The organism is Pseudomonas sp. Tn43, assembly GCF_014192635.1.
Lineage (GTDB): Bacteria > Pseudomonadota > Gammaproteobacteria > Pseudomonadales > Pseudomonadaceae > Aquipseudomonas.
Map to the genome: position 1 here is coordinate 304,518 of NZ_JACHYG010000001.1, position 24,348 is coordinate 328,865.

Consider the following 24,348-nt stretch of genomic DNA (forward strand, 5'->3'; position numbering starts at 1 on the left):
GCGTGGCTGGAGCTTGTGTGGCTGGAGCTTGTGTGGCTGGAGCTTGTGTGGCTGGAGCTTGTGTGGCTGGAGCTTGTGTGGCTGGAGCTTGTGTGGCTGGAGCTTGTGTGGCGAGGGGGCTTGCCCCCGTTGGACTGCGCAGCAGTCCCCCGAATGCTGGCCGATGCGCGACCAGAATCGGGGGTCGCTTCGCGACCCAACGGGGGCAAGCCCCCTCGCCACAGGCAGCCCGTGGCACATAGGCAGCCCGTGGCACACAGGTAGCCCCTGGCACATAGGCAGCCTTGGCACACAGGCAAGCTTCCACGCCACAGTGGTTCAGCCGGTTACCAGGTCAACACCGCCCCCACCGCAAACGTATCGGTGTCTTCATTCTGGGCGGTGGTGTCGTGGCCATTGATTTCGAACTGGTTGTACTCGGCCACCAGCTTTAAGTTGTCATTGACGTCATGGAACAGCGCAATGCCACGGGTCTCGTAATCAGCGCCGCTGCCGACCACGCCGTTGCCGTCGTCCTCGGTCTTGCCGTAAGACAGGGCCAGGCGGTTTTTGCCCAGTTTGTAGGAGCCCTGCAACAGGTAACCGTCGCTGTCGACATTGCGCAGGGTCGGCTCGCCGGCGTTGTTGGTGAAGAACGGGTTGATGCCCTTGGCCTGGAAACCGGAACCGGTCAACGACAGCCCGCCCATCTTCGCCTGCACCCCGTAACCGACGCCTTTGGAGGTGACGGATTCGACGCTGGAATCAGTATTGTCCGACGTCTGGTAGCTGCCGTTGAGCCAGCTGTAAATCTTCGCCCCACCAAGGTCGAACTGATAGGTGATCTCGCTCTCGGTGCGCGGGTTCTCCTGATAGGCCTTGCCCGTCGCGCTGCTGTCGTTGGTATCGACCGGGTCCATGATCCCGACCGCCACCCGCAAGCCGTCCATCACCGGGGTGCGATAGGTGATCTGCGACGTCGGGAACGGGTACGGATAACCGCTGCCGATGTTGCCGAACGACACCCCGCCGCCGTCCACCAGGCCCAAGGTATCGCTGACCTGGCCATAGCCGGCAAGCAATTCGTCGAGCAGGATGTTGGAGCGGGCAAACAGACCGAAGTCCTTGCCGACCAGCACCTCGCCCCATTCTGGGTTGGCCACCGTGCCGTAGAACTGACGCACGTCGATGGCGGTGTCGGTGCCGTTGGTTTCGCTGTCGTTGATGGTCACCCAGAACGAGGCGCGGGCGCCGAGTTTAAGATCATCGACCTGCTTGCCCATGTTGAAGCCCAGGTAGTTGGGCAGAAATCCCATCTTCACCCGCGCCTGGCGCCGGTCGTACTGCTCGCCGGCCCGGTCCACATCGCTGTTCACATAGAAGGCGTTGATGTAGCCATCCGTGGAGAACGTGGTTTGGTCCTTGTCGTACAGCATGATCTCGGCTTCGGCCATTGAGCTCAGGCCAAGGGACGACACGCTGGCGATGAGGGCTGGCAAGAAACGATGCTTGAAATTCTTATTGTTGTGCATGACGCGCTCCGCAACGGGGGACTTGATGTCGGAGGCGATTATCGAAAGCTGACCGGCGGCGTCATACGCTGCCTTGGAGGCGGTTGTCAGCTGCTTTGGATTGGCGAGTGGTGCGCGGCAAGTTCGGTGTAAGACCGCCCGCCGGACAGACCCGGAACTTAGGGTGTACGCCTGTGGACCCGACTGGCGTCCACAGGAACCGGTGCCGGCTAGGCGAGCGCTCTAAACAGCATGTAAACGGCGATTACCACGCAGACGCTGGCAAAGCCCATCTGCAACCCTCGGGCCGGCACCCGCGCGCAGAGTTTTCGACCGAGGATCATCCCGAGGATGCTGGCGACAATGAACGACCCGCCCAAACCATTGATCCGCACCCCGGCATGAAACGCACCGATCACGCCGATCACCGAGATCAGGCTGATCACCATCAACGACGTGGCGACGATGCCGCGCATCTGCACATCGGTCAGTTGCTTGAACGCCGGCACTATCAGAAAGCCGCCACCGACCCCGAGCAGCCCGGAGACCACACCTGTCACCGCACCGAGTGCGGCCAGGGTCGCGGTGCATTTGGCTGTCCAGGAAAAACGCCCGGTCTGCTGATCGAGCATGCAATTCTTCTGGCCCCAGTTGGCATGCCCGTGGTCGCTCGGGCCATTGTCGGGCTTTTCCCGGCGCAGCATCCGCCAGGCCACCATGACCATTAGCAGGCTGAACAGGACCATCAAGATTTTTTCAGGCAACTGATGGGCGAGAAAGATACCCACCGGCGAAAACACCGCGCCCAGCAGTGCAATCAACAACGCGGCGCGATAGCGCACCAGGCCATGACGCAAACCGTCGATCGCACCGATCGCCGCCGCACTGCCCACCGCGAACAAGGCGACGGGCGCCGCTTGGGTCATGGTCAGACCCAAACCCAGCACCAGGGCCGGCACCGCAAGAATACCGCCACCGGCCCCGGTCAAACCCAGCACCAGGCCCATGACAACGCCGAAAAAACTGGCCAGCAACATAGGGTTCTCTCAGTCAACCTTGGACAGACGGGTCAGCCATTCACGGCCCTTGAGCAAGCCATTCCAGTAGAACCACGGCAGCAGGGTCGCCTTGAGAAACCAGGCCGAACGACGCGGCACGGTCGGGTCGAGGGGAAAGGTCGGCAACAACTTACCGGCGTAACCGAACTCGGCGAGAATCACTTTGCCCTTTTCCACCGTCAGCGGGCACGAACCGTAGCCGTCGTACTTGAGTGGCAACGGCTGTTGCTTGCGCAGGGCCAGCAGGTTTTGCGCCACCACCACGATCTGCTTGCGCACGGCGGCGGCCGTTTTCGCGTTGCTGGTGGAACAGACATCGCCCAGCGCGAAGACATCCGGATAGTGCACATGTTGCAGGCTGTGCGGGTTCACTTCGCACCAGCCAGCGGCGTCGGCCAACGGGCTTTGGCGGATGAAATCCGGCGAGACCTGAGGCGGCACGACGTGCAGCAGGTCGAAGGTTTTTTCTTCTACGGTCACGGCACCTGCAGCGTCCTTGACCTCGAACCAGGCGGTTTTCGATGGCCCGTGAACTTTGATCAGATTGGAATTGAAGGCAAGCCGGGCGTTGTACTTTTCGATGTACTTCATGAGCGGCGGCACAAATGTCGCCACGCCGAACAACGCAGCACCGGCCAGATTGAACTCCACGTCGAACTTGCCCAAAACACCGGTTTTGCGCCAGTGATCGCAAGACAGGTACAAGGCTTTCTGCGGCGCACCGGCGCATTTGATCGGTACCGCTGGCTGAGTGAAGATGGCTTTGCCGCCGCGCAATCCCCGGACCAGTTCCCAAGTGTAGGCCGCATGCCGATAGCTGTAATTGGAGGTCACGCCATTCTGGCCGAGGGTGTCCTGCAAGCCTTCGATTTTCTCCCAGGCCAGGCGCAAACCGGGGCAGACCACGAGGTTCTGGTAACCGATAGTGCGACCATCGTCGAGGGTCAGCTGTTTGCTGTCCGGGGCGATCTCCGTCACGGCTGCCTGCAGCCAGGTGGCTTGGCGCGGCATCACCGAGGCCATCGGGCGCACGGTGTTTTTCACCGCGTAAGCACCGCCGCCCACCAGCGTCCACGCCGGTTGGTAGTAATGCTGGCTGTCGGGTTCGATGACGGTGATGTTCAAGCCTGGATCGCGTTTCAGCAGGCTGGCCACCAGGCCAATGCCGGCAGTCCCGCCGCCTATTACCACGATGTCGGCACTGATGGATGGGCCCCAGTGTTGATCGTTCATCATTCATTCCTTGTTATTGCACGCATGGCTCAGGGTTCAGTCCTGATGCCAGTTAAGCGCAATCCATGTGGGAGCGGGCTGTGGCGAGGGGGCTTGCCCCCGTTCGGCTGCGAAGCAGTCGTAAACCCATTAAATGCGGTTTGACTTTGAAATGCCGGGGTCGCTTCGCGACCCAACGGGGGCAAGCCCCCTCGCCACAAAAGCCCGCTCCCACATGGGATTGCGCTTGGCATCAGGTTCAGCCCCAGCTTTTCAGCACCGCCCCGCAATACAGGCCGGACAGCGTCTTCATTACCTGAATCACTTCATGACTGGCTAAACCATAGAATATGTACTTGCCTTCACGACGGGTGGCGACCAATCCCTCGTCGCGCAGGATGCCCAGCTGTTGGGACAGAGTGGGCTGGCGCACGCCGGTCATTTTTTCCAGTTCGCCGACGTTGCGCTCGCCCTGGGTCAATTGGCAGAGAATCAGCAAGCGGTCCTCATTGGCCAAAGCCTTGAGCAGCGCACAGGCCTTGGAGGCCGAGGCCCGGAGCTGGGCGACTTCACATTCGGTCAGACTGGATTGCATTTGCAGGATGCCTTCGACGTCACTTAAGCTGCGGACATTATGTTTAAACATAAAGTGTTGCAACCGGTTATTGCCCTCCCGTCCCTTTCCACAGGTTCCTGCCATGTTTGCGTTGATTGAAGCCTTCCTCGACCCCGCCTCATCGACCTACAGCTACGTGATCTACGAACACGATGGCGGGCACTGCGCGATTGTCGACCCGGTGCTGGATTACGACCCCGCCGCCGGTCGCACCGCAACCGTCCAGGCCGACAAGATCATCGCCTTCGTGCGCGAGCATCAGTTACAGGTGCAGTGGCTGCTGGAAACCCACGCCCATGCCGATCACCTGTCGGCCGCGCCGTATCTGCGTCGGGAATTGGGGGGCAAGATTGCAATCGGTGAGTCGATCAGCAAGGTTCAGGACGTGTTCAAGACGCTGTTCAACCTTGAACCGGAATTCAGCGTCGATGGTTCACAGTTCGATCATTTGTTTGCCCCGGACGAGTCATTCCGGATCGGCAACCTCAAGGCCACGGCCCTGCATGTGCCCGGGCATACCCCGGCGGACATGGCCTATCTGATCGACGGCGATGTGATTCTGGTGGGCGATACGTTGTTCATGCCGGACGTCGGCACCGCACGCTGCGACTTCCCGGGCGGCAATGCTAACCAGATGTTTGCCTCGATCCACAAACTGCTGGCCTTCCCCGCCAGCGTGCGTCTTTATGTTTGCCACGATTACCCGCCGGCCGGCCGCGAACACCAGTGCCAGAGCACGGTTGGCGAGCAGCGCAAAAACAACATCCATATTCATGACGGCATTGATGAGGCCACCTTCGTCGCCATGCGCACCCGGCGCGATGCCGGGTTGGGCATGCCGACGCTGTTGCTGCCGGCGATTCAGGTGAATGTGCGGGCGGGGAATTTGCCGCCGGCGGAAGACAATGGCGTGACTTACCTGAAGATCCCGATTAACAAGCTGTAAACCCATTCGATTGTTCCCACGCTCCGCGTGGGAATGCCGCCAGGGACGCTCCGCGTTCCGCTTCCGAATGTGACGCAGAGCGTCACGGGATGCATTCCCACGCGGAGCGTGGGAACGATCAATTAGCCAACGTCAACCCATTCGCCGGCAATGGCAACGCCGTTTTATACCGCACCTGCTTGAGCGCAAAGCTGGAACGGATGTTCGCCACCCCCGGCACCTTGGTCAAAAAGTCCATCATGAAGCGCTCCAGCGACTGAATGGTCGGCACCAGCACGCGGATCAGGTAATCCGGGTCGCCGGCCATCAAATAACACTCCATCACTTCCGGGCGATCCGAGATCGCCTCTTCGAAATGCTGCAGCGCCTCCTCCACCTGTTTTTCCAGGCTGACGTGAATGAACACATTCACATGCAGCCCCAGCAAGTCGGCATCCAGCAGGGTCACTTGCTCACGGATCAGTCCCAATTCTTCCATCGCCTTGACCCGGTTGAAGCACGGCGTCGGCGACAGGTTAACCGAGCGCGCGAGGTCGGCGTTGGTGATGCGCGCGTTCTCCTGAAGGCTGTTGAGAATGCCGATGTCGGTACGGTCCAGTTTGCGCATGAGACAAAACCACCTGTTTTTTAGGTTTATGCAGAATTTTTATCCTTAAATAACCTCGGACGCAACGAAACACAGAGAAATATTCTTCTGGGCCCGGCCTATGATTGTTGTAGGACAAGAATTCTTTTACCGAAGAATGACTGCCAGCTCACTACAAGAAATTCACAAGATCGAGCGTAGAAGCCATGAACCAAGCGTATGAACCGCTGCGCCTGCACGTTCCCGAACCTTCGGGCCGCCCCGGCTGCAAAACCGACTTCTCCTACCTGCATCTGACTGACGCAGGCTTAGTGCACAAACCCCCAATCGACGTTGAACCGGCCGACACGGCTGATCTGGCCAAAGGCCTGATTCGCGTGCTCGACGATCAGGGCAATGCCCTCGGCCCATGGGCTGAAGGCGTGCCGGTCGAGATCCTGCGTAAAGGCATGCGCGCCATGCTCAAGACGCGAATTTTCGACAACCGCATGGTGGTCGCCCAGCGTCAGAAAAAAATGTCGTTCTACATGCAAAGCCTTGGCGAAGAAGCCATCGGCAGCGCCCAGGCCCTGGCCTTGAACATCGACGACATGTGCTTCCCCACCTACCGTCAACAAAGCATCCTGATGGCCCGCGACGTGCCGCTGGTGGACCTGATCTGCCAACTGCTGTCCAACGAGCGCGACCCGCTCAAGGGCCGTCAGTTGCCGATCATGTACTCGGTCAAGGACGCCGGCTTCTTCACCATCTCCGGCAACCTGGCCACCCAATTCGTTCAGGGCGTGGGCTGGGGCATGGCCTCGGCGATCAAGGGCGATACCAAAATCGCCTCGGCCTGGATTGGCGACGGCGCTACCGCTGAATCGGACTTCCACACGGCCCTCACCTTCGCCCACGTCTACCGTGCGCCGGTGATTCTCAACGTGGTCAACAATCAGTGGGCGATCTCGACGTTCCAGGCGATCGCCGGTGGTGAAGCCACCACTTTCGCCGGTCGCGGTGTCGGTTGCGGCATTGCTTCCCTGCGGGTCGATGGCAACGATTTTGTCGCGGTGTACGCCGCCTCTTCCTGGGCCGCCGAACGCGCCCGCCGCAACCTCGGCCCGACCATGATCGAATGGGTCACCTACCGCGCCGGCCCGCACTCGACGTCCGATGATCCGTCCAAATACCGTCCTGCCGACGACTGGAGCCACTTCCCGTTGGGCGACCCGATTGCGCGTCTCAAGCAGCACCTGATCAAAATCGGTCAGTGGTCTGAAGAGGAACACACCGCGGTCAGCGCCGAGCTGGAAGCCGAAGTGATTGCCGCGCAAAAAGAAGCCGAACAGTACGGCACCCTCGCCGGCGGCCAGATTCCGAGCGCCGCGACCATGTTCGAAGACGTCTACAAAGAGATGCCGGAGCACTTGAAGCGCCAGCGCCAAGAGTTGGGGATCTGACATGAACGATCACAACAACAAAATCGAGTTGGAAACCGCCATGACCACGACCACCATGACCATGATCCAGGCCCTGCGCTCGGCCATGGATGTGATGCTTGAGCGTGACGACAACGTCGTGGTGTTCGGCCAGGACGTGGGCTACTTCGGCGGCGTGTTCCGTTGCACCGAAGGCCTGCAGAACAAGTACGGCACCTCCCGCGTATTCGACGCACCGATCTCCGAAAGCGGCATCGTCGGCGTTGCCGTGGGCATGGGCGCCTACGGTTTGCGGCCGGTGGCCGAGATCCAGTTCGCCGATTACGTGTACCCGGCGTCGGACCAGATCATTTCCGAAGCCGCGCGCCTGCGTTATCGCTCGGCCGGCGAGTTCACTGCACCGATGACCCTGCGCATGCCCTGCGGCGGTGGTATCTATGGCGGCCAGACCCACAGCCAGAGCATCGAGGCGATGTTCACCCAGGTCTGCGGTTTGCGTACCGTCATGCCGTCCAACCCTTACGACGCCAAGGGCCTGCTGATTGCCTCTATCGAAAACGATGACCCGGTGATCTTTCTTGAGCCCAAGCGCCTGTACAACGGCCCGTTCGACGGCCATCACGACCGTCCGGTAACCCCTTGGTCGAAACACCCCGCCGCACAAGTGCCGGACGGTTACTACACCGTGCCGCTGGACGTCGCTGCCATTGCCCGTCCGGGCAAGGACGTGACCATCCTGACCTACGGCACCACCGTTTATGTGTCGCAAGTGGCCGCTGAAGAAACCGGTATCGACGCCGAGGTCATCGACCTGCGCAGCCTGTGGCCATTGGACCTGGACACCATCGTCAAGTCGGTGAAGAAAACCGGCCGTTGCGTGATCGTTCACGAAGCGACCCGTACTTGCGGCTTCGGCGCCGAACTGGTCGCCCTGGTGCAAGAGCATTGCTTCCACTACCTGGAAGCGCCGATCGAGCGCGTCACCGGTTGGGACACGCCTTACCCGCACGCGCAAGAGTGGGCGTATTTCCCTGGGCCGTCCCGTGTGGGCGCGGCTTTGCATCGGGTCATGGAGGTCTGAATGGGCACGCACGTTATTAAAATGCCGGACATTGGCGAAGGCATTGCAGAAGTTGAACTGTCTCAGTGGCACGTCAAGGTCGGTGACATGGTCGTCGAAGATCAGGTGCTGGCCGATGTCATGACCGACAAGGCGATGGTCGACATCCCGTCCCCGGTGCATGGCAAGGTGATTGCCTTGGGTGGCCAGCCTGGCGAAGTCATGGCGGTGGGCAGCATCCTGATCAGCATCGAAGTCGAAGGCGCGGGCAACGTTAAAGAGTCGGCTCAACCAGCTGCGGTTAAAGAAGCACCCGCTGCAGCGCCGAAAGTTGAAGCCGTTGTTGAGAGCAAACCGGTTGCGGCGCCTCGCCCGGCCGCCGCGTGCCAAGGCCCTATGGTTGCTCGTGAAGCCGATGAACGCCCACTGGCCTCCCCGGCCGTGCGCAAACATGCGCTGGACCTCGGCATTCAATTGCGTCTGGTGCGTGGCAGCGGCCCTGCCGGTCGGATTCTGCACGAAGACCTCGAAGCCTATTTGGCCCAGGGTCAGTCGAATGCATCGACCGCCACCGCCGCGTACGCCCAGCGTAACGATGAAGAGCAAATTCCGGTAATCGGCATGCGCCGCAAGATCGCCCAGCGCATGCAGGATGCCACTCAGCGTGCCGCCCACTTCAGTTACGTCGAAGAAATCGACGTCACCGCCGTGGAAGAACTGCGCGCACACCTGAATGAAAAACACGGTGCGACTCGCGGCAAGCTGACCTTGCTGCCGTTCCTGGTCCGCGCGTTGGTCGTGGCCTTGCGCGACTTCCCGCAGATCAACGCCCGTTACGACGACGAAGCCCAAGTCATCACCCGCCTCGGCGCCGTGCATGTGGGCGTCGCCACCCAAGCCGACATCGGTTTGATGGTGCCGGTGGTGCGTCATGCCGAAACCCGCAGCCTGTGGGACAGCGCTGCGGAAATCTCCCGTCTGGCCACCGCCGCGCGCACTGGCAAGGCCAGTCGCGATGAGTTGTCCGGTTCGACCATCACCCTGACCAGCCTCGGCGCCCTGGGCGGCATCGTCAGTACGCCGGTGTTGAACCTGCCGGAAGTGGCGATCGTCGGTGTGAACAAAATCGTCGAACGGCCGATGGTCGTCAAAGGCCAGATCGTGATTCGCAAGATGATGAACCTCTCCAGCTCCTTCGATCACCGCGTGGTCGATGGCATGGACGCGGCGCAATTCATCCAGGCCATCCGTGGTTTGCTCGAACAACCCGCCACCTTGTTTGTGGAGTAAGAGATGCAGACTTTGAACACCACGCTGCTGATCATCGGCGGCGGCCCTGGCGGTTATGTGACGGCAATCCGTGCCGGCCAACTGGGCATTTCGACCATTCTGGTGGAAGGCGAATCGTTGGGCGGCACCTGCCTGAACATCGGCTGCATTCCGTCGAAGGCGTTGATTCACGTCGCCGAACAGTTCCATCAGACGCAACATCACAGCCAGCACTCGGCGCTGGGCATCAGCGTATCGGCACCGACCCTGGACATCGGCAAGAGCGTCGACTGGAAAGACGGCATCGTTGATCGCCTGACCACCGGCGTTTCGGCGCTGCTGAAGAAGCACAAGGTTCAGGTCATTCGAGGCTGGGCCAAAGTGATTGACGGCAAAACCGTCGAAGTCGGCGACACGCGCATTCAGTGTGAGCACCTGGTGCTGGCCACCGGTTCGAAAAGCGTGAACCTGCCGATGCTGCCGATTGGCGGGCCGATCATCTCTTCCACCGAAGCCCTCGCGCCGACGTCCGTGCCAAAACGGCTGATTGTGGTCGGCGGCGGTTACATCGGTCTGGAGCTGGGGATTGCCTATCGCAAACTCGGCGCCGAGGTCAGCGTGGTCGAGGCGCAGGATCGCATCCTGCCAGCCTACGATGCTGAACTGACCCATCCAGTGCATGAGGCACTCAAGCAACTGGATGTGAAGCTTTACTTGAAACATAGCGTTCAAGGCTTTGATTCTGTTAACAATACATTGCAAGTGATTGACCCGAGCGGCGATAGCCTGAACCTGAAAACCGATCAGGTACTGGTAGCCGTCGGTCGCAAACCCAACACTCAAGGCTGGAACCTTGAAGCCTTGAACCTGGACATGAACGGTTCAGCGATCAAGATCGACAACCGCTGCCAGACCAGCATGCGCAACGTCTACGCCATCGGCGACTTGAGCGGCGAACCGATGCTTGCGCACCGGGCCATGGCTCAGGGTGAGATGGTCGCCGAGCTGATCAGCGGCAAACACCGCGAATTCAACCCGACCGCCATCGCCGCCGTGTGCTTCACCGACCCGGAACTGGTGGTGGTCGGCAAGACCCCGGACGAAGCCAAGGCGGCGGGGCTGGACTGCATTGTTTCCAGCTTCCCGTTCGCCGCCAATGGCCGGGCGATGACGCTGGAGTCGAGAAGCGGCTTCGTGCGGGTCGTGGCGCGGCGGGACAACCATGTGATTGTTGGTTGGCAGGCGGTGGGTGTGGGCGTGTCGGAGTTGTCGACAGCATTTGGCCAGAGCCTGGAAATGGGCGCTCGCCTGGAAGACATCGCCGGCACCATCCACGCCCATCCGACGCTGGGTGAAGCGGTGCAGGAAGCGGCGTTGCGTGCGTTGGGGCATGCGCTACATCTATAAACCGGATCTCACTGATCGTTCCCACGCTCTGCGTGGGAATGCCTCAAGGGACGCTCCGCATCCGCTTTAGGGACGCGGAGCGTCCCGGGCTGCATTCCCACGCAGAGCGTGGGAACGATCAAAGGAACGAATTGCGGGCTGCGAAATGGGCCCGGAATGAAGTATTGTTGTCCCCATCCAGAAAAATGTCAGAAGCCTTGAACCGTTTCGGCGGTTGTTAAGTGATAGAGGGTGTCATGGGTAACGAGAGCATCAATTGGGACAAGCTGGGTTTTGACTACATCAAGACAGACAAGCGCTATCTGTCGCACTGGCGTAATGGCGAGTGGGACAAAGGCACCCTGACCGAAGACAACGTGCTGCATATCAGCGAAGGCTCGACTGCCCTTCACTATGGCCAGCAGTGCTTCGAAGGCCTGAAGGCCTACCGCTGCAAGGACGGTTCGATCAACCTGTTCCGCCCGGACCAGAACGCCGCACGCATGCAACGCAGCTGCGCACGCCTGCTGATGCCGCAGGTGTCCACCGAGCAGTTCATCGAAGCGTGCAAGGAAGTGGTTCGCGCCAACGAGCGTTTCATCCCGCCTTACGGCACCGGCGGCGCGTTGTACCTGCGTCCGTTCGTGATCGGCGTGGGTGACAACATCGGTGTGCGCACCGCGCCCGAGTTCATCTTCTCGATCTTCTGCATCCCGGTCGGCGCCTACTTCAAGGGCGGCTTGACCCCGCACAACTTCCTGATCTCCAGCTACGACCGCGCCGCCCCGCAAGGCACCGGCGCGGCCAAGGTCGGTGGCAACTATGCCGCCAGCCTGATGCCGGGTTCCCAGGCCAAGAAGGCGCATTTTGCCGACGCCATCTACCTGGACCCGCTGACCCACACCAAAATCGAGGAAGTCGGCTCGGCCAACTTCTTCGGGATCACCCACGACAACAAGTTCGTCACCCCCAATTCCCCTTCGGTGTTGCCGGGCATCACTCGTCTGTCGTTGATCGAACTGGCCAAAACCCGTCTGGGCCTGGAAGTAGTCGAAGGTGACGTGTTCATCGACAAACTGTCCGACTTCAAGGAAGCCGGTGCTTGCGGTACGGCCGCGGTGATCACGCCAATCGGTGGCATCAGCTACAACGACAAATTGCACGTGTTCCACAGCGAAACCGAAGTCGGCCCAATCACCCAGAAGCTCTACAAAGAGCTGACCGGTGTACAGACCGGCGACGTCGAAGCGCCAGCAGGCTGGATCGTCAAAGTTTGACGCGACTGTCCGCTTGAACATAAAAGCCCGGCCATCACATTGAAGGCCGGGCTTTTTTTCGTCCGCGAATCGTGGAAAAGGTCAGTAAACTTGCCACGTCCAACAGTGATCAACGGGTGTCATTAAAACCATGGGAAAACTCTGGCGAAAGTATCTGGCCTTGCTGGACACCGACTTCACCGCGCAAGTATTCGACAACATCAAGAACCTGCTGGTGTGCGCCCTGCTGTTCGCGGCGGGCACCAACGCGTTGCACAGCGATCAGTACTTGTTCATGGGGGTTCTCACCTCGAGCCTCGCCGGTTGGGGCTTGATCCTGATGTCAGCGGTGCTGATGCTGCTCAATATCAGCGACGGCCTGCGTCGGCTGTCCCGGTTGCCGTATCACACGGCGTTCCAGATCATTCTGTTTCTGGTTTACATGATCCTGGCAGTACGAGTGGTGGAAATAGTCTGGGACTTCAGGGCGTAGCAGTCACCGAACGAGGTGTTTGCCAACGCAGCTCATCCTGAGCAATCCGGGCAAACATCCATTCAACAAACACCCGTGTCTGCGCCGTCACATCTGGCGCAACACCGTAGTAATAACGCGGCAACGGCACGCGCAACTCGGGCAATGGGCAGATCAACTGCCCACTCAAAAGATGGGTGCCCAGCAAAGAGGTCGGGCACAAGGCAATGCCCTGCCCCTCCACGGCGGCCTGAAGCACCAGGTGCATGTGATCGAACTGCCGGGTGACCTGAGTGGCTGACAGACTTTGACCAAAGTGCATCGCCCAATGGTGCCAGTCTTCGCGACGCGCCTTGGCGGTCAGCAACGTGTGCCGGCTCAGCGAAGTGAGGTCTTCAAGGGGCAGACGCTCGATCAGCGAGGGCGCCGCGACCAGTAACAGTTCGTCTTCGAAGAGCGGTCGAGCCTCAATCGCCGGAGCCCAGTCGTCACGACCCCGGCGAATGACGACATCGAATCCGTCGCGTGCCTGATCGGGTGCCTGGGTTTGAGTGATCACCTGCGGCTTGATGCCTGGGTGCTGCGCAATGAAATCCGCCAGCCTGGGCGTCAGCCAAAGCACAGCAAAAGACGGACGGACATTGATTTTCACGGTCGGCAGCGCGGCCTGTTGCTTGAGCGCAGTCGCGGCATTGGCGATCTGCGACAGCCCTGCGCTGACCTGTTCATAAAAGCGCTGGCCGGCCGGCGTCAGCACCGATTGACGGATGCGCCGCTCGAACAGCAGCACGCCCAAATAGTCCTCAAGCAATTTGATGTGCCGACTGACGGCACTGTGGCTGACATGCAGCTCTTCGGCAGCCAGCCTGAAGCTCTGATGACGAGCAGCAACGGCGAAGGCGCGAACAGCATTAAGCGGCGGTAGTTGATTTTTCATGGGTCTAATTTAGTCACCTATGCGCTTTAATTAAAGCGTTTGTCACGCTCGTCTCATCACGCCAACCTGCCAACACGCAGCCAGCGCCACCGACGGAGCAAGACATGAACAGCTATGGACTCTTTGTACTTTTCGCCACCCTGACCATTTTGAGCCCGGGGCCAGGCGTGGTCCTGACCCTGTCCAACGCGGTGCAACACGGTTGGACCGGGGCGGTGCCGGGCATTCTGGGGATCGCGTCGGGGGCGTTTGTCGTCGCCGCCATCAGCGCCACCAGTGTCGGCCTGATACTCAGCACCTCCGCGAACGCCTTTACCGCGTTGAAATACGCAGGGGCCGCCTATCTGTTGTACCTGGGCTACAAAAGCTGGCGCTCGGATCGTTTGAGCACGTTGCTTGAAACCCGCGCTTCAAGCCCTGGCTATCGCTTCCTTGAAGCGGCTTCAATGCAGCTATTGAACCCCAAGGCGGTGTTTTTCTTTCTGGCGGTGTTCCCGCAATTCATCGACACCTCGGCGCATTTCTACACCCAGTTCATCAAACTGGTCGCTTCCTACGGAGTACTGGTGATTCTGGTGCATGGCAGCTATGCCTTGCTCGCCAACGCCGCCAAAGGCTGGTTGTCGAGCCCGAAGGGTTCCTGGCTGGCGGCGAAAGTCTCCGGCGTGACCTTCGCCGGCTTTGGCGTGCTCATGGCCTCGTCGAGTCGTTAAGCCACAGGGCTGGCGATCGCGCGGCGTGGGGTCTCGGTGGACGCAGGTTGTGCTATCGCAGCCTGAACCGGCAGCTCCATGGCGAACCGACTACTGAGTTCCTTGCGCCCCGGCGCCGTCAACGCCAGCGCCCGACTGTCCAGATCCTGCGTCACCCATTTGCGCTTGATCGCCGTTTGCAGCAATGCCGCACCCAAGGCGCCGCCCAGGTGCGGCCGACGCATGCTCCAGTCCAGGCATGGACAGGCGAAGCGGCGGCGCAAGGTGCCGAGGTTTTTGACGTCCATGCCCAATGCTTCGAACGACGCTACGCCGCTGGCACTCAGTTGATAAACCTGCTGATCGGTTTCCAGCAACCACCCCGCTTCGATCATCCGGTCATGCAACAACACCGCCAACGTGCCGGCCATATGGTCGTAGCAGGTGCGGGCGAATTGCAGGCGGTCGGGGGTGCGCGGGTTGAACGTCGGCGCGGCGTTCTGGCCGATCACCATCAGCGCTTCCAGCGCCTGGGCCACGCGCTTGTCCGCGAGGCTGTAATAGCGGTGACGGCCTTGAACATGCAAACGCACCAGCGCCAGTTCCTTGAGCTTGGCCAGGTGAGCACTGGCGGTCGAGGCGCTGACTTCGGCAACCGCCGCCAGTTCGGTGCTGGTGCGGGCGTGGCCGTCCATCAGCGAACAGAGGATTTTCGTTCGGGCAGGTTCCGCGATGGCGGCAGCCACTTGAGAGACGCCGATGTCGTGTTGTTCTGCGTTCATATTTCGCTCCCGGACGAATCAAGGCCCTTTCGGACTGGAGATAGTAGCAACACTTTTCAACCACCGATAAGGCTGCGACCCATGAACCCGATCATCGCTGCGACTCACGCCGATCCCTACCCTTACTACGCGCAACTGCGCGCCGAGGGTGGGCTGGTTTTTCATCAAGGACTGAAACTGTGGGTCGCCAGCAGCGCTCAGGCCGTCGCCGCCGTACTGACGCATCCGGACTGTCATGTGCGGCCTTCTCATGAACCGGTGCCCCAGGCGATTGCTCAAGGCATGGCCGGCAAGGTGTTCGGTCAGTTGATGCGGATGAATGAAGGTGAGCGGCAGCGCTGCCCGAGGGCGGCGATTGAGCCGGGGCTGGCGTTGATTGACGTGAATGAGGTCAATGCGTTGGTCGGCGCTCGATTGATTACCCCGGGCCCCGACGGGTTGTACGCGGCGATGTTTCGCGGGCCGGTCTGCGTGGTAGCGGCATTGCTGGGGTTTTCTCCGGCTCAGGGCCGGGCCATCAGCGAGCTGACCGCAGACTTCGTCGCCTGCCTGTCGCCTCTCAGCGATCAGGCACAGCTGGACACCGCCCATGTCGCGGCGGAACAGCTGAAGGGTTATTTCATCGAGCTTCTGGACGACCCGAACAATCGAAGCGCCTTGCTCGCCGGTATCCGGCAGCGTTTCGCGGTGACATCGATCGATTCTGAAAGCTTGATCGCCAACCTGATCGGATTGTTCTCCCAAACCTATGAAGCCACAGCCGGGCTGATCGGTAATGCGCTACTGGCGTTGATTCGAAACCCACAGTTGGATTCGGCTCAAGTTGATGACGTGATCGTTGATGACTTGATCGCTGAAGTCCAGCGCTTCGACCCGTCAGTGCAAAACACCCGCCGCTTCGTCGCCGCGCCGTGTGAAATCGATGGCGTGAGCCTGAACGCCGGCGACGTTATTCTGGTGCTACTGGCCTCGGCCAATCGCGATCCGCAGCTCAATGATGATCCCGATGGGTTTTTGCTCGACCGCCCGAACCGTCGCAGCTTCACGTTCGGCGCGGGCCGGCATCAATGTCCGGGACAGGTGCTGGCCATTAGCATTGCCAGTGCGACACTGAGAAAAATCCTGACCCTGAAACCCGCGCTGGACCGTTTGACCTGGCGCTACCGCCCTTCCCTGAACGGGCGTATTCCGCTTTTTGCCTGAAGGACAGCTCAAGCGTGGCGATGCTCGACCGTCAGGTGAGACAACTCATGAACCGGTGCCAGACGTTCGCGAATGGCGTCGGCATTGACACCTGCCACGGCCACGACGCTGACAATCGCGGCCCGCGCCTGAGGGCCGACGTGCCAGACGTGAAGGTCACTGATGCGAACATCGCCCGTCGACTCGAGCAGCGCACGAATTTCGGCGGCGACGTGCTCATCGGTGGTGTCGAGTAACACGCCGGCGCTGTCACGCATCAAGCCATAGGCCCATTTCGCGATCACAATGGCGCCGACGATTCCCATTACCGGATCGAGCCAGACCCAGCCCAGGTAGCGCCCAGCCAACAAAGCCACGATGGCCAGCACCGAGGTCAGCGCGTCGGCCAGTACATGTAGATACGCCGAACGCAGGTTGTTGTCGTGATGGTGATGGTGGCTGTGGTCGTGATGATCATGGCTGCGATGTCCATGATTGCCCGACAACAGAAACGCACTGACGATGTTCACTGCCAGCCCCACCACCGCAATCATCGTCGCTTCGGTGAAGGCCACCGTGGTTGGCTGAAACAGTCGCACGATGGATTCGCCGGCAATGCCGAGCGACACCAGGCCCAGTACGATGGCTGAAGTAAATCCTGCCAAGTCCCCGACCTTGCCGGTACCGAAGCTGAAGCGCGAATTGTTGGCATGTCGCCTGGCAAAACCGTAAGCCAGCGCGGCAATGCCCAAGGCCCCGGCGTGGGTCGCCATATGAAAACCGTCCGCCAGCAGTGCCATGGAGCCGGTGATGTAACCGGCGGCAATTTCGCCAATCATCATCACAAACGTCAGCGCCACCACCCACAACGTGCGGCGGGCATTGTCATCGTGGGCGGCGCCTAGAAACAGGTGGTCGTGGGCAAAGTGCGAAGCCTGTGGTTTCAGGGTCATGGCGGTGGCCTCCATTTCGAAGTCTTCCCGTACACAGCATTCGTGATCGACACAAATTCCTGTGGGAGCAAGCCTGCTCGCGATAGCAGTCTGACAAACAACGCAAACTCCGGCTACCGCAACAAGTGACATCGCTTTGCGTCAGGGCTTAAGGTGCTGATCCAACTGCCACCCAAAGATCAAAAGATCGAAGCCTTCGGCAGCTCCTATGCCGACCGGGTACACCCGTGGAATCGAAGCCGTATACAAATCCGTAGGAGCTGCCGCAGGCTGCGATCTTTTGGGGTAGCAAATATTCTCGATGGTTCGAGGCAGGAAACCGATCACAAAGGCAACATTCAGGGAGTTAAAAAGTGAGCCTTCTCTACCAAGATCCAACAATGAGCCACGAGGAAGCGACAACGCTTCTAGCTAGCGACGTAGAAACCAGCGTTGCAGCCGCATTGATTTCCATCGGCCTGAATGAGCAAGACAAAACCTGGGCTCAGAACACCTGCCTGAAGTACCTCGAGAGTGAATCCGAATCGGTTGCAGCCGCTGCCATTACCGCACTCGGTCACATAGCCCGCAGACAGGGTGCTCTGGATTTGGGTGCTGTACTCCCCGCTCTTGAAAAGGTGAAGGAAAAATTCCCCTCACTGGAAGGGACTGTGGCGGACACCCTCGATGATATTGAGGTATTCACCTGACTTGCCGTTTAGCAAAAGAACACTTTTTCCGCGAGCCGAACGCTGTGGCGAGGGGGCTTGCCCCCGTTCGGGTGCGCAGCAGCCGCAAAACTGGCGAGCGGAGATTTACCTGATGCACCGCATGCACAGGTTTTGGGGTCGCTGCGCAACCCAACGGGGGCAAGCCCCCTCGCCACAGCAAGCCCCCTCACCACAACAAGCCCCCCCGTCACAGATAGCAAAAACCCGCTGCCTCCTCACAGAGACAGCGGGTCTTGTCATTTCAGCCCACGCGCCAATCAATCATCCCGCGTCAGCACTTCCAGCAATTCAATCTCGAAAATCAGGTTCGAGTTCGGTGTAATCGCGCCCATCGACCGCTCGCCATACGCCAGATGCGCCGGCACCAGCAGTTTGCGTTTGCCGCCGACCTGCATGCCCATGATTCCCTGATCCCAGCCCTTGATTACCCGCCCGGTACCAATCACACACTGAAAAGGTTTTCCTCGGCTGTAGGAAGAATCGAATTCAGTACCGTCTTCCAGCCAACCTCGATATTGAGTAGTGATCAGCGCGCCTTTGACGGCGGCTTTGCCGTCGCCCACTTCAAGATCGATTATCTGCAGTTCATCATTCATTACATTCACTCTAGTGTGCGTCTGCCCGAACAAGCTTCATGGGCGCCGTTTTCCCAGAAATGCAGGCAATTGGCAACCGTTTCGCTCTGTATCTGGCAGTGGCGGTGAACTAATATACCCGCCACCTCCTCCTACGGTTCGATTCACCATGATCGCGATTCCTGAATGAATTCCGTCTGGACCAGCGCTGCCATCGGCTCTCTGACCGTTACCCTGATTATCGCGCTGATCTGGCGCGATCGTTCGTTGCAAAAGCAGTTGGCCGAGTGCCGTGCGCTGATCGACAGCCTCACCGAGGGACAAAGCATCCACCAGGAAGGCGACGCCGAACGCTTCAAACGCAGCCAGTACTTCGCCCGCATCGGCACCTGGGACTGGGAGGTTGATACTGACAAGCTCTACTGGTCGGACGCGATCTATGGCATGTTCGGGTTCAAGATCGGCGAAGTGACGCCCTCCTACGCACTGTTTTGCGCCTGCGTGCACCCGGACGACCGGGGCAAGGTCCGCGCCGGCGAATTGCGTTGCCTGGAAACTGGTGAAAACCACGATGAGGAATACCGCGTGGTCTGGCCGGATGGCAGCATCCGCTGGCTGCGGGAAACCGGCAATGTGGTCAAGAACGACCATGACGCCACGATCAAGATGATGGGCGTGGTGCGCGACATCACCGAAGAAAAGGCCTCCGCCAGTTACCTGCAACACTTGGCCCATTACGACCCGCTCACCGGCCTGCCCAATCGCCTGGTGCTCGAAGAACGCCTGTCCGATGCCCTGGCACAGGCCCGCCTCAGCGCCACGCGGGTGGCACTGGTGTTTGTCGACCTCAATGGGTTCAAGGCGATCAACGACCTCTATGGCCATGCGGCCGGCGACCGCGTACTGATCACAACCGCCACACGCCTGAAGAAAATCCTGCGTTCAACCGACACCGTCGCGCGGATCGGTGGCGACGAATTCGTGGTCATTCTGCAAGGCCTTCCCCAAGGCAACAGCCTGCAAGACGAAGCCCGGAGCATCTGCCAGAAAATCTTCATCGAACTCGCACCGCCGGTGACTATCGGCAACGACCAGCGCCATATCGGTAGCAGCCTGGGTGTGGCGGTGTTCCCGGACCATGCGCCGAGCATGGACCGGTTGATTCACATTGCCGATCTCGCGATGTATGAGGCCAAGCGCAGTGGGAATAATCAGTATCGGTTGGGCGGTCAGGTAGCAAGCCCTAGCCGGGTCGACTGACCCATTCACTCGTTGCGTTGGCCAAATGGAACACCGTTAAAGGTGTGGGTGCAACAAGAGCAGTAAGGGGTCATGTATTCAGCCGTCAGTTCAGGATTGACGATCTGCAAACAGCCCTGATCATCGACATACAAACCGCTGAAATAGCTCGACTCCCCCAGCCGAACCTGCTCCTGCCTGTCCTTTTCATGCAGGGCAACCATCCAGAACACCGGCTCAGGTCGATCCAGGCGAGCCACCGCTTCGCTGAAAACCTCATCCCACTGTCCACCAACGTGAGACAACAGGAATCGGAACAACGGTGTGTAATCCAGGCCGTGCCGGCGGGTTCCATGCATCGAACCGCGTGATGACTCACTATGGATTTCGGCTTTGGTATGGCGCTGATACCGGTACTCACCCGAGTAATCATTCAGCCGAACACCCCTGGTACGAGTGTTGATCTTGCGGTAGAGGGGCTTCTTTTCCAACGGGGCGCTCCTGACTTCCAGTCAATCAAATACCCTAGGCGTTTTACTCGAACGGTGGACAATATCAATCAGGCCGCCGTGGCTGAATGTTTCAAACGGCTTGTAGTGTCCAAAAATCATTAGGCCAGTTCAGCCTGCTCGCTATAACGGTGTGTCAGCTAATAACGTTGTACGTTCATAGCTGACGCATCCGGCTCCAGCCTTTATTCTGTGCGCTCCCGCCGTATCGAGTTTTTGGAGTTTCACATGCCCCACGAAGGCAACCTGTTGCAAGCCGCTGTCGTCTTTTTATTCGCGGCGGTACTCACCGTCCCCTTGGCCAAGCGCCTGCAGTTGGGGGCAGTGTTGGGTTATCTGTTCGCCGGAGTGATCATCGGGCCGTCGGTGCTGGGGTTGATCGGCAACCCGCAAAGCGTCAGCCACATTTCCGAACTCGGGGTGGTGTTGCTGCTGTTCATCATCGGCCTTGAGCTGTCGCCACGACGCTTGTGGGTGATGCGCAAATCGGTGTTCGGCGTGGGCCTGGCGCAGGTGTTGCTGACCGGTTCGGTGATTGGTGTGCTGGCGTTGTTTGTGTTCGGCCAATCCCTGAACAGTGCCATCGTGTTAGGTCTGGGCCTGGCGCTGTCGTCCACCGCATTTGGTTTGCAAAGCCTGGCCGAGCGCAAGGAACTGACCAGCCCCCATGGGCGGTTGGCGTTCGCGATTTTGCTGTTCCAGGACATCGCCGCGATCCCGCTGATTGCGATGGTGCCGCTGCTGGCAGGCGGCGATCACACCAGCAGTGCCGCCGAAGATTTGAACCATGGCTTGCGGGTACTGGGCAGTATCGCGGTGGTGGTGATTGGCGGACGGTACTTGCTGCGACCGGTGTTTCGCGTGGTGGCCAAAACCGGTCTGCCGGAGGTGTCCACCGCCACCGCATTGCTGGTGGTGATTGGTACAGCGTGGTTGATGGACCTGGTCGGCGTGTCCATGGCCCTCGGCGCATTCCTCGCCGGTTTGCTGCTGGCGGATTCCGAATACCGCCACGAGCTGGAGGCGCAGATCGAACCGTTCAAGGGCCTGCTGCTGGGGCTGTTTTTCATCAGCGTCGGCATGGGCGCCAATTTGAGTTTGCTGCTCAGTGCGCCGGTCGTGGTGCTGGGGCTGACCCTGTTGCTGATCGCTATCAAGTTGCCGCTGCTGTTCGTTGTCGGTCGATTGGCCGGAGGTTTGGGCAAGGTCAATGCGATTCGCCTCGGCATCGTGCTGGCGGCCGGTGGTGAGTTCGCCTTTGTGGTGTTCAAGATCGGTCGGGATCAGGGCTTGTTCGAGCCGCGTCTGTACGACTTGCTGGTGCTGACCATCACCCTCTCGATGGCGTTGACGCCGCTGTTGCTGCTGGCCTGCGCACGACTGGTCAAACCCAAGGTTCAACCGGTGGTGGTGCCGGAAAAATTCCGTGAAATCGACACCGATACACCCCGCGTAGTGATCGCCGGCATGGGCCGTATGGGGCAGATCGTGGCGCGGATTCTGCGGGCGCAGAACATCAAGTTCGTCGCCCTCGACACGTCAGTGGAAACCATCGAACTGTCCCGCAGCTTCGGCGGCGTGCCGGTGTTCTACGGCGACCCGATGCGCCCGGAAATCCTCAGCGCGGCCAAGGTCGAGCAAGCGGAGTTTTTCGTGATCGCCACCGATGATCCGGAGACCAATATCAAGACGGCCGAGGTGGTGCACAAGCTCTATCCGCACATCAAAATCATCGCCCGGGCGCGTAACCGTCAACATGTGCACCGGTTGGTGGATGTCGGGGCGCAGGCGGTGCGGGAAACCTATTACTCCAGCCTGGAAATGACCCGGCGGACCCTGGTCGGCCTGGGCCTGACACAGGCCCAGGCAGATGCGCGGATCAAGCGCTTTACCCATCACGATGAACAGGTGCTGGAGGCCCAGCACGCGGTGTATGACGATGCGGCCAAAGTGATGCAGACTGCCCAGGAAGCGCGGGCGGAATTGGCAAAACTGTTTGAGTCGGATCAGTTGGAAGAGGAAGCGGGTAAGGTTTGATCCAGATCATTCCCACGCTCCGCGTGGGAATGCCGCCATGGACGCTCTGCGTCCGCTCTTGAAATGTGACGCAGAGCGTCACGGGATGCATTCCCATGCAGAGCGTGGGAACGATCACCTGGCAAGGAATCCACGATGGCAGACCAGACCTCCCCCGCCCTGAAGGAAATCTTCAACGCCGAACGCCTCGTGCACATCGCCACCGAGATAACTGCGGTCTACCCCGGCTTCGATGCCAAGGCTTTCCTGAAACTGGCCAAAACCGGTCTGGCGGAATTGTCAGTCATGCAACGCATGGCCCGCGTCAGCGAATGCCTGCACGCGATATTGCCACTCGGTTATGAAGAATCCCTCGACGTCCTGCGCGCCCTCGCCCCGCGCCTCAATAGCGCCTTCGTCAGTATGTTTTTGCCGCACTATGTCGCGACCTATGGCGCTCACGCGTTTGATCTGTCGATGGACGCACTCAAATATTTCACCGCCTTCGGCTCATCGGAATTCGCGATCCGGCACTTCCTGCGCAGTGATTTCGAACGTTCACTCAAACTGATGCACGATTGGTCGCTGGATGAAAACGAACACGTCCGGCGCCTGGCCAGCGAAGGCAGCCGACCGCGCCTGCCATGGTCGTTCCGCCTGGAACAGGTCCAGGCCGACCCGACACTGGCGGCTGCGATCCTCGACAACCTCAAGGCCGACGACAGCCTCTACGTGCGCAAGTCCGTGGCCAACCACCTCAACGACATCACCAAGGATCATCCCGAGTGGGTGCTGGCGCTGATCGAGGGCTGGTCGCTGGACAACAAACACACGGCGTGGATCGCCAGACACGCTCTGCGCAGTTTGATCAAACAAGGTAACAAGCGGGCGCTGGCAATCATTGGCGCGGGCGGCAAGCCCGAGGTTGAAATCATTGACGTGAAGGTCGAACCGGCGGTGATTCGTCTGGGTGAGAAAATCACCCTGTCTTTCAGAGTGAAGTCCACGGTCCCGGACAGTCAGCGATTGGTGATCGATTACGCTATCGATTATGTCAAAGCCAACGGCAGCACCTCGGCAAAGGTGTTCAAACTTAAAGCCCTCACGCTGTCCGACAATGCCAGCGAAGCCATTAGTCGCAGTCAGCACATCAAGGAACTGACCACCCGCAGGCACTATGCCGGCCAGCACGCGGTGCACATTCTGGTAAATGGCGAACGCTTGGCCAGCACCCAATTCCGGATTATCACTGACGCTCATTGACGCCCACACCAACGCCCCCCGGCAGCATGCGCGTGAGCGTGTTATCGCGGACCCAGTAGTGATGGAACAACCCCGCTGCTGCGTGCAAACCAATCAACCAATAGCCAGCGCTGCCGAGCCATTCATGCCAATGCTTGAGTTGCTTGGCCAGATCGGGATCAACCGCAACCGGCGCCGGCAGGAAAAAACCGAAATACGGCATCGGCTTGTTCCCGGCGGCCAGCATCAACCAGGCCAATAGCGGCGTAGCGATCATCAGCCCGTACAGCGCCAAGTGCATAAGGTGCGAGACGCCCGTCTGCCAGGTGGGCGGGGTCGGGGTAATCGGTGGCCGGGGCGTGAGACGCCCGAACAAGCGAACCCAGACCAGCGCAAAAATGCTCAACCCGAATACGCCGTGCAGCCCCAGAAACAGGCCCCGCAAGGCATGCCCACGGGGCAGCAATCCTTTGATCTCGATGCAACCATAAACGCCGACGAACAGCGCCAGCATCAGCCAATGCAAGGTGATCGAGAGTTTTCCATACCGGTGTACCGCTGAATCTCGGGTCATAAGAGCCTCTTGAAGATCGGTGGCGGCTGCCGATTCATTTCGTACAGCCTGGATCCGGTTTCGTCGAACCGACCGGCGTCACCCTGCCCGTCCAGTCTTAAGACAATCTGAAGGTCCACCTTCAGACTCCGTTAAGAATTGCCTTTGATACTCCTCCCGAACTTA

General features: G+C 59.8%; 24 protein-coding genes. 13 read left to right on the forward strand and 11 right to left on the reverse strand.

Going from position 1 to position 24,348, the window contains the following annotated elements; all coding sequences use genetic code 11:
• Positions 1 to 326: 326 nt before the first annotated feature.
• The 4 genes from FHW68_RS01285 to FHW68_RS01300 form a co-directional block, all read right to left on the reverse strand.
• Positions 327 to 1,511, reverse strand: coding sequence for a porin (locus FHW68_RS01285; protein ID WP_183678251.1), 1,185 nt, complete (start codon positions 1,509 to 1,511; stop codon positions 327 to 329).
• Positions 1,512 to 1,720: 209 nt separating this feature from the next.
• Positions 1,721 to 2,527, reverse strand: coding sequence for a sulfite exporter TauE/SafE family protein (locus FHW68_RS01290; protein WP_183678253.1), 807 nt, complete (start codon positions 2,525 to 2,527; stop codon positions 1,721 to 1,723).
• Between the two features lie 9 nt (positions 2,528 to 2,536).
• Positions 2,537 to 3,781 carry an FAD/NAD(P)-binding oxidoreductase gene (locus tag FHW68_RS01295; protein ID WP_183678255.1) on the reverse strand — a complete coding sequence of 415 codons (1,245 nt, stop codon included), beginning with the start codon at positions 3,779 to 3,781 and terminating at the stop codon, positions 2,537 to 2,539.
• 238 nt (positions 3,782 to 4,019) lie between these two features.
• On the reverse strand, positions 4,020 to 4,355 hold the full coding sequence (locus FHW68_RS01300; protein WP_026331709.1) for a helix-turn-helix transcriptional regulator: 336 nt from the start codon (positions 4,353 to 4,355) through the stop codon (positions 4,020 to 4,022).
• A 103-nt stretch (positions 4,356 to 4,458) separates the two neighbouring features.
• Between FHW68_RS01300 and FHW68_RS01305 the strand changes: the two genes are divergently transcribed.
• Positions 4,459 to 5,322, forward strand: coding sequence for an MBL fold metallo-hydrolase (locus FHW68_RS01305; RefSeq protein ID WP_183678257.1), 864 nt, complete (start codon positions 4,459 to 4,461; stop codon positions 5,320 to 5,322).
• A 118-nt stretch (positions 5,323 to 5,440) separates the two neighbouring features.
• Here the strand turns inward: FHW68_RS01305 and bkdR are convergent, their stop codons facing one another.
• On the reverse strand, positions 5,441 to 5,929 hold the full coding sequence (gene bkdR, locus FHW68_RS01310) for a Bkd operon transcriptional regulator BkdR (RefSeq protein WP_017339472.1): 489 nt from the start codon (positions 5,927 to 5,929) through the stop codon (positions 5,441 to 5,443).
• A 185-nt stretch (positions 5,930 to 6,114) separates the two neighbouring features.
• Here bkdR and FHW68_RS01315 point away from each other — a divergent pair, with 185 nt between their 5' ends.
• The 6 genes from FHW68_RS01315 to FHW68_RS01340 all read left to right on the forward strand — a co-directional run bounded on the left by FHW68_RS01315 (position 6,115) and on the right by FHW68_RS01340 (position 12,793).
• A complete protein-coding gene (locus tag FHW68_RS01315) occupies positions 6,115 to 7,350 on the forward strand; it encodes a 3-methyl-2-oxobutanoate dehydrogenase (2-methylpropanoyl-transferring) subunit alpha (RefSeq protein ID WP_095632064.1) in 1,236 nt (411 codons plus the stop codon).
• Between the two features lies 1 nt (position 7,351).
• Positions 7,352 to 8,410: an alpha-ketoacid dehydrogenase subunit beta gene (locus FHW68_RS01320; protein WP_007895121.1), complete on the forward strand. Its 1,059-nt coding sequence runs from the start codon at positions 7,352 to 7,354 to the stop codon at positions 8,408 to 8,410.
• The gene (locus FHW68_RS01325) at positions 8,411 to 9,679 is read left to right on the forward strand and encodes a dihydrolipoamide acetyltransferase family protein (protein WP_183678259.1); all 1,269 of its coding nucleotides are present in this window, start codon (positions 8,411 to 8,413) and stop codon (positions 9,677 to 9,679) included.
• 3 nt (positions 9,680 to 9,682) lie between these two features.
• The gene (gene lpdA / locus FHW68_RS01330; protein WP_183678261.1) at positions 9,683 to 11,065 is read left to right on the forward strand and encodes a dihydrolipoyl dehydrogenase; all 1,383 of its coding nucleotides are present in this window, start codon (positions 9,683 to 9,685) and stop codon (positions 11,063 to 11,065) included.
• 236 nt (positions 11,066 to 11,301) lie between these two features.
• A complete protein-coding gene (locus tag FHW68_RS01335; RefSeq protein WP_095632060.1) occupies positions 11,302 to 12,321 on the forward strand; it encodes a branched-chain amino acid aminotransferase in 1,020 nt (339 codons plus the stop codon).
• A 130-nt stretch (positions 12,322 to 12,451) separates the two neighbouring features.
• Positions 12,452 to 12,793 (forward strand): hypothetical protein, encoded by a 342-nt coding sequence (locus tag FHW68_RS01340; RefSeq protein WP_095632059.1) that lies wholly within the window; start codon positions 12,452 to 12,454, stop codon positions 12,791 to 12,793.
• Here FHW68_RS01340 and FHW68_RS01345 read toward each other — a convergent pair.
• The gene (locus tag FHW68_RS01345; protein WP_183678263.1) at positions 12,783 to 13,709 is read right to left on the reverse strand and encodes a LysR substrate-binding domain-containing protein; all 927 of its coding nucleotides are present in this window, start codon (positions 13,707 to 13,709) and stop codon (positions 12,783 to 12,785) included. The genes FHW68_RS01340 and FHW68_RS01345 overlap by 11 nt on opposite strands.
• Positions 13,710 to 13,813: 104 nt before the next feature.
• On the opposite strand from FHW68_RS01345, the gene FHW68_RS01350 reads away from it, so the two are divergent.
• Complete coding sequence (locus FHW68_RS01350) at positions 13,814 to 14,422, forward strand: LysE family translocator (RefSeq protein ID WP_183678265.1); 609 nt, start codon at positions 13,814 to 13,816, stop codon at positions 14,420 to 14,422.
• On the opposite strand, the gene FHW68_RS01355 is transcribed toward FHW68_RS01350, so the two are convergent.
• Positions 14,419 to 15,183: a helix-turn-helix transcriptional regulator gene (locus FHW68_RS01355; protein ID WP_183678267.1), complete on the reverse strand. Its 765-nt coding sequence runs from the start codon at positions 15,181 to 15,183 to the stop codon at positions 14,419 to 14,421. The genes FHW68_RS01350 and FHW68_RS01355 overlap by 4 nt on opposite strands.
• Positions 15,184 to 15,264: 81 nt before the next feature.
• Here FHW68_RS01355 and FHW68_RS01360 point away from each other — a divergent pair, with 81 nt between their 5' ends.
• Positions 15,265 to 16,386 carry a cytochrome P450 gene (locus FHW68_RS01360; protein ID WP_183678270.1) on the forward strand — a complete coding sequence of 374 codons (1,122 nt, stop codon included), beginning with the start codon at positions 15,265 to 15,267 and terminating at the stop codon, positions 16,384 to 16,386.
• Between the two features lie 8 nt (positions 16,387 to 16,394).
• Here FHW68_RS01360 and dmeF read toward each other — a convergent pair whose 3' ends face one another.
• The gene (gene dmeF / locus FHW68_RS01365; protein ID WP_183678272.1) at positions 16,395 to 17,318 is read right to left on the reverse strand and encodes a CDF family Co(II)/Ni(II) efflux transporter DmeF; all 924 of its coding nucleotides are present in this window, start codon (positions 17,316 to 17,318) and stop codon (positions 16,395 to 16,397) included.
• A gap of 353 nt (positions 17,319 to 17,671) precedes the next feature.
• Here dmeF and FHW68_RS01370 point away from each other — a divergent pair, with 353 nt between their 5' ends.
• Positions 17,672 to 18,007, forward strand: a complete 336-nt coding sequence (locus FHW68_RS01370; RefSeq protein WP_311654475.1) for a hypothetical protein — start codon at positions 17,672 to 17,674, stop codon at positions 18,005 to 18,007.
• Between the two features lie 278 nt (positions 18,008 to 18,285).
• On the opposite strand, the gene FHW68_RS01375 is transcribed toward FHW68_RS01370, so the two are convergent.
• Complete coding sequence (locus FHW68_RS01375) at positions 18,286 to 18,624, reverse strand: FKBP-type peptidyl-prolyl cis-trans isomerase (RefSeq protein WP_095632054.1); 339 nt, start codon at positions 18,622 to 18,624, stop codon at positions 18,286 to 18,288.
• 165 nt (positions 18,625 to 18,789) lie between these two features.
• Here FHW68_RS01375 and FHW68_RS01380 point away from each other — a divergent pair, with 165 nt between their 5' ends.
• Positions 18,790 to 19,863 (forward strand): sensor domain-containing diguanylate cyclase, encoded by a 1,074-nt coding sequence (locus FHW68_RS01380; protein WP_095632053.1) that lies wholly within the window; start codon positions 18,790 to 18,792, stop codon positions 19,861 to 19,863.
• Positions 19,864 to 19,868: 5 nt separating this feature from the next.
• Here FHW68_RS01380 and FHW68_RS01385 read toward each other — a convergent pair whose 3' ends face one another.
• Positions 19,869 to 20,333, reverse strand: coding sequence for a hypothetical protein (locus FHW68_RS01385; protein WP_095632052.1), 465 nt, complete (start codon positions 20,331 to 20,333; stop codon positions 19,869 to 19,871).
• Between the two features lie 246 nt (positions 20,334 to 20,579).
• Between FHW68_RS01385 and FHW68_RS01390 the strand changes: the two genes are divergently transcribed.
• Both FHW68_RS01390 and FHW68_RS01395 read left to right on the forward strand, forming a co-directional pair.
• Positions 20,580 to 22,388, forward strand: a complete 1,809-nt coding sequence (locus FHW68_RS01390; RefSeq protein WP_095632051.1) for a monovalent cation:proton antiporter-2 (CPA2) family protein — start codon at positions 20,580 to 20,582, stop codon at positions 22,386 to 22,388.
• Positions 22,389 to 22,523: 135 nt separating this feature from the next.
• Positions 22,524 to 23,630: a DNA alkylation repair protein gene (locus tag FHW68_RS01395; RefSeq protein ID WP_183678274.1), complete on the forward strand. Its 1,107-nt coding sequence runs from the start codon at positions 22,524 to 22,526 to the stop codon at positions 23,628 to 23,630.
• Here FHW68_RS01395 and FHW68_RS01400 read toward each other — a convergent pair.
• A complete protein-coding gene (locus tag FHW68_RS01400; RefSeq protein ID WP_183678276.1) occupies positions 23,614 to 24,183 on the reverse strand; it encodes a cytochrome b in 570 nt (189 codons plus the stop codon). The two genes, FHW68_RS01395 and FHW68_RS01400, sit on opposite strands and share 17 nt — an antisense overlap.
• Positions 24,184 to 24,348 lie beyond the last annotated feature (165 nt).

Coding starts and splice junctions, on each gene's coding strand:
- FHW68_RS01350 (WP_183678265.1), top strand. CDS start 13,814: ATGAACAGCTATGGACTCTTTGTACTTTTCGCCACCCTGACCATTTTG.
- FHW68_RS01395 (WP_183678274.1), top strand. CDS start 22,524: ATGGCAGACCAGACCTCCCCCGCCCTGAAGGAAATCTTCAACGCCGAA.
- dmeF (WP_183678272.1), bottom strand. CDS start 17,318: ATGACCCTGAAACCACAGGCTTCGCACTTTGCCCACGACCACCTGTTT.
- lpdA (WP_183678261.1), top strand. CDS start 9,683: ATGCAGACTTTGAACACCACGCTGCTGATCATCGGCGGCGGCCCTGGC.
- FHW68_RS01400 (WP_183678276.1), bottom strand. CDS start 24,183: ATGACCCGAGATTCAGCGGTACACCGGTATGGAAAACTCTCGATCACC.
- FHW68_RS01285 (WP_183678251.1), bottom strand. CDS start 1,511: ATGCACAACAATAAGAATTTCAAGCATCGTTTCTTGCCAGCCCTCATC.
- FHW68_RS01360 (WP_183678270.1), top strand. CDS start 15,265: ATGAACCCGATCATCGCTGCGACTCACGCCGATCCCTACCCTTACTAC.
- FHW68_RS01380 (WP_095632053.1), top strand. CDS start 18,790: ATGAATTCCGTCTGGACCAGCGCTGCCATCGGCTCTCTGACCGTTACC.
- FHW68_RS01345 (WP_183678263.1), bottom strand. CDS start 13,709: ATGAAAAATCAACTACCGCCGCTTAATGCTGTTCGCGCCTTCGCCGTT.
- FHW68_RS01295 (WP_183678255.1), bottom strand. CDS start 3,781: ATGAACGATCAACACTGGGGCCCATCCATCAGTGCCGACATCGTGGTA.
- FHW68_RS01300 (WP_026331709.1), bottom strand. CDS start 4,355: ATGCAATCCAGTCTGACCGAATGTGAAGTCGCCCAGCTCCGGGCCTCG.
- FHW68_RS01315 (WP_095632064.1), top strand. CDS start 6,115: ATGAACCAAGCGTATGAACCGCTGCGCCTGCACGTTCCCGAACCTTCG.
- FHW68_RS01335 (WP_095632060.1), top strand. CDS start 11,302: ATGGGTAACGAGAGCATCAATTGGGACAAGCTGGGTTTTGACTACATC.
- FHW68_RS01340 (WP_095632059.1), top strand. CDS start 12,452: ATGGGAAAACTCTGGCGAAAGTATCTGGCCTTGCTGGACACCGACTTC.
- FHW68_RS01305 (WP_183678257.1), top strand. CDS start 4,459: ATGTTTGCGTTGATTGAAGCCTTCCTCGACCCCGCCTCATCGACCTAC.
- FHW68_RS01390 (WP_095632051.1), top strand. CDS start 20,580: ATGCCCCACGAAGGCAACCTGTTGCAAGCCGCTGTCGTCTTTTTATTC.
- FHW68_RS01320 (WP_007895121.1), top strand. CDS start 7,352: ATGAACGATCACAACAACAAAATCGAGTTGGAAACCGCCATGACCACG.
- bkdR (WP_017339472.1), bottom strand. CDS start 5,929: ATGCGCAAACTGGACCGTACCGACATCGGCATTCTCAACAGCCTTCAG.
- FHW68_RS01375 (WP_095632054.1), bottom strand. CDS start 18,624: ATGAATGATGAACTGCAGATAATCGATCTTGAAGTGGGCGACGGCAAA.
- FHW68_RS01290 (WP_183678253.1), bottom strand. CDS start 2,527: ATGTTGCTGGCCAGTTTTTTCGGCGTTGTCATGGGCCTGGTGCTGGGT.
- FHW68_RS01355 (WP_183678267.1), bottom strand. CDS start 15,183: ATGAACGCAGAACAACACGACATCGGCGTCTCTCAAGTGGCTGCCGCC.
- FHW68_RS01325 (WP_183678259.1), top strand. CDS start 8,411: ATGGGCACGCACGTTATTAAAATGCCGGACATTGGCGAAGGCATTGCA.